The sequence below is a fragment of the Shewanella sp. 11B5 genome, from assembly GCF_002836795.1.
Classification (GTDB): domain Bacteria; phylum Pseudomonadota; class Gammaproteobacteria; order Enterobacterales; family Shewanellaceae; genus Shewanella; species Shewanella frigidimarina.
Window position 1 is genome coordinate 1 of sequence record NZ_PJAP01000663.1, and the last position, 2,109, is coordinate 2,109.

Here is a 2,109-nt window from a genome sequence, read left to right on the forward strand (position 1 = left end):
CGAGCGAACTCTGCTATCACCAAAATTTCTATTATTAACAAAAATTGTATATGCATGAATATCAAGTGCCGCAGACTCAACTAATGTAGAGAATGTATCAAGGTCTTTATTCCATGATAGAACGGCTAGAGCGTCAATATTGCCTTGAAATGCCACTCTTGCTTTACTGTTCTGCAATTCAGAGCAAACCATCACGCCAAAATGAAAGCCATTATGATCGTAAACAGGTTTATTCCACTTAGAATTCTTTTGATTGGCCCAACTTTTTCCAAAGAGTTTCGTTAGGTTTTCTTCTTCAGATGGCGCAGGCTCAAGTTTTTGTTGCCATATACGCGTCCAATGTGGATATCCTAGCCTATCATCTTTTAATACAAGACAAGCTTCACTTATCAACTTGTCGTTTTTAAAATGCCTATATTCAGTACCTGCGATTAAATTAATTCCCACTCCAGTTAGGCGATCCGCAATACTATCAACCCATTTTAAAGGAAGTGATAACTCTGGCATGAAAAGGTAATCAGGCCGAGGTTTCGATGAAATAACCCCATTAATTAATTCGCAAATTTGTTTATAACGTTGCAGTGAGTGATCAGGCTTGTTACATGCAGTTTTTGCCCAACAGCTCTCTTTGGTTGATAGACTTGTAACAGCTACAATAACGCTATCAGTCTTTTTCATTCCAATTTTAATTTTAGAAGAAGGTTTTGTTTTGTTTATCACGGGGTCTAAGAGGTTAGGTGATACCCATGAACCACGCAAAACAGAAATATATCGGGCCAAGCTTCTTATAGGGATTGAGTTTTTCTTAGCATTCTTACCGATGCACTCAGGCAGTAATTGAACTATTTCTGAGGACGTATAAGGTCTAGTTGGAAACACGTATGGAAGGATATTTTCATAGCCCAACTTTCCACGTTTGTATAACCTATATTTTTGTGTCTTAGCTAAAAATTTAATTAGGTGATCAGCATTTAAAAAATTGCTGTCATATAATATGTTTATTAATTGTTTTTGTGCATGAACATTTTCATCATCATTATCTAAATGACCGAATATGTTTTGGACTAACTTGTAAGGACTTTTAGCAAGATCACTTTTTTGCAGCTTTGGTGCTATTTCGTAAAAGCCGTTATCTAAATAGCTGGATAAAAACTCATCGTTAGCACTAAACCGTTGTAATAACGTTTCCATAAACGTGTGAGCAAGCTTTTTTACTATAATATTGGCAGATTCAGATTTTAACTCTGTAGGGTATGCTTTAGCTGCACAATCAATAAATGAATGAGCTAGTGACTTGTAGAGTTCATCCCATACATTGCTGGTTAGCTCACAACTCTCGATACCATTAATAACGCCTTTGTTGCCTTCACTTTTTAGGTGCTCAATAAGTTCATCTAAAGCATCAAAAGTTACTGTTACTATTTTATTAGCGTCATCCCAATCTTTTAAAGAAATAGCTAAACTGAGTAGTCTTGGCAAGTAAGTATAGTGATTTAAGATTTTTTCTGAGCACAGGATGTGATCATACGCAAATTGATAGAATCCTTTACGCTCTTTTTTCCAACCTGATGCGGGAATATCTCTGGCAAGGGTTTCCACTTGACGCAATTGAATTGACCAGCTTAATCTATGTAAACTTAATCCATCAGCTCGCCTAAGTGTGTCAGCACTTTCGCTAGATGATTCTGCTGCAATCAATACTTTTGCTGCTGTTGATTTTTCAAATTGATCTATTGAAGGCATTAATCTGTGTTCACTAGACAGTTTATGCATTTCTTGCTCAATGCTATCAATAAGGTCAAATCCTGCGTCACCCTCTAAGATGAATAATTTCTGTTTAGTTGATTGAAATTGTATTTTTGTATTTTTAAAGTAGTATTTGGGGAAATCAATCGACCAAATATCAGTGTTATTCTCATCAGCTTTTAATACAAATTTATCAGAACCTCTAAATTTAAATTTTAATCGCTCTGAAATGAAATCCATAAATGATTTTGTATCATTTATTTTGCCACCATCATGAAGAACTAAAAACATATCATCAACATATCGGCCATAGTGAACAGGCGTCAGCTCTTCTCGTATTAACTGGTCCCACTTACAAAGTAA

Annotated in this window: 1 pseudogene; it reads right to left on the minus strand. The window is 35.5% G+C overall.

The features are described from left to right. A pseudogene (locus CXF78_RS15010) lies at positions 1-2,037 on the minus strand (hypothetical protein); the annotation flags it as partial. Positions 2,038-2,109: the final 72 nt, after the last annotated feature.